Annotated in this window: 1 protein-coding gene; it reads right to left on the bottom strand. The window is 53.8% G+C overall.

The features are described 5' to 3' along the window. Positions 1-23: 23 nt before the first annotated feature. On the bottom strand, positions 24-1,571 hold the full coding sequence (locus K2I50_RS06145) for a hypothetical protein (RefSeq protein ID WP_301025325.1): 1,548 nt from the start codon (positions 1,569-1,571) through the stop codon (positions 24-26). Between the last annotated feature and the right edge of the window lie 31 nt (positions 1,572-1,602).

The following is a 1,602-nucleotide window of genomic DNA, read 5'->3' as shown; positions in this document are numbered from 1 at the left end:
ATCAATTCAGTCATATTTATTTTCTAATGGGCTGTATCGACAATGTAGCCGTTGCCATCAAAGCCTTCTACGGTTATGCCAAGGTGGTTTATATCGGCTGAAAGAGGTATGGGGATTGCTATGGATTCCACCGGACATGCAGAAGGAATCCATGTCAAAGTAGCTCCACGTGGGATGTCGGGGTCAGTGTCGGCAATGTACTCCGGCACATAGAACGACTTAGGCCTCTGATATCCTAATGGAGTGACGCATTTAAATTCAGGCGATAGCGTATGGTGTACCTTCCCGGGATTTTTAGTTGTGATATTCAATACTCCGCCACGCGTATGTCCTTCGCGCCGGAAAAGTGTCGACAGATGAGGGGGTATGTATGCCACCGATTCGTTTTCCAGGAAAGGGTACATTGCCTCTAATTCCGAGATATTCAGCTGATTGTGGAGTAGTCCGCTACTGGAGTAGGAGTCAGGGTTTTGCCCGTAGACAGCACTGTTTACCTCAGCCATTGCGGCGGAATTACCGAGCCCGAAATCGGAGGATTGCACGGAATTGTAGCTTGGTCTGTAGACTGACAGCGATGTGCTGTTGCGTATCCTCGATGCTCCGTCGGCCGAACCAAGATAGCGTCCGTCGACCCACACGGCTACAGGAGTCTGGTGGTACATCAGCTTGTCGTTTATTATATTTACTCCGGGGATACCGGCTACAGCTATTTCATATGATTGTATATTGCGGTCTTCTCCCGGCCGGATATATACGGAGGCGAGATAGTCGATGGCGTTGGCCCCCTCGCGCTTTTTGGTGGCGCGGACCACGACTTCGCGTAGTGAGATTTGCATTCCCTGCGGAGATGAGTTGAGTCGGGCCACGTAGTTGTCCCATAGGTCGGGGTCTTCGTCAAGAGCGGCGAAAGATTCGGCTATTGACTGCGATTCGGGGAGAATATCTATAGTTGGGAATGAATCGAAGTCGGGGTGAATATTCTCTTCGAGTTTTCCCTTTGAGTTCATGGCGCTGATTACAAAGAATGTAGAGTCTGGCCATTCGATTCCGGTGATGTGGAAGCGTCCGAGGGAGTCGGTCATGGCCGATGCGCCGTCGGCCATGCGCGGTGCGAGCACGTTGGCCGTGACTCCTGCCAGAGGCTTTCCGCGCCATTTCGAGCGGATTATGCCGTCGAGCTGGGCTCCGATTTCCAGCGGGTAGGGGAGTGAGTCGTTGATTTCGCCGCGAATTGCCGCCGGCATGTCGTAGCGTGTCCATCCCTGAGTCAGCATCAGTGCGTCGGCGGCAGGGCCAGCCTCACGGCGCGGTGCGCGCAGATACCATGCGGCGTCCTCGACATGTCCGTGCAGGTCGTTCTGCATCAGCAACTGCGAGGCTATGGTGACTGTGGTGTCGGGCACTCCTATGCTTCGGTCGATGACCGCGACGGCCACATCCGCGCCACCCTCTACCGCCGGAATCACCACTACCCTGCTGGCTGTGTCGATGCGGCACTCGATGCGCGTCACCGCCCCGGCATCAGTGAGTGTGAAAACAGCTGCGATTATAGCAGGAATTACTTTTTTCATACGTTCCAGTGGTGTTATTGTCAAAATTTCC

Origin of the sequence: Muribaculum sp. (assembly GCF_029051885.1) — a bacterium.
Taxonomy (GTDB): Bacteria; Bacteroidota; Bacteroidia; order Bacteroidales; family Muribaculaceae; genus Muribaculum.
The sequence above is the reverse complement of the archived record's forward strand: the minus strand, read 5'-3'. Positions and strand labels throughout refer to the sequence as shown.

Bases quoted from the DNA above. Each gene is read 5' to 3' on its own strand.
- K2I50_RS06145 (WP_301025325.1), bottom strand. From the start codon at position 1,571: ATGAAAAAAGTAATTCCTGCTATAATCGCAGCTGTTTTCACACTCACT.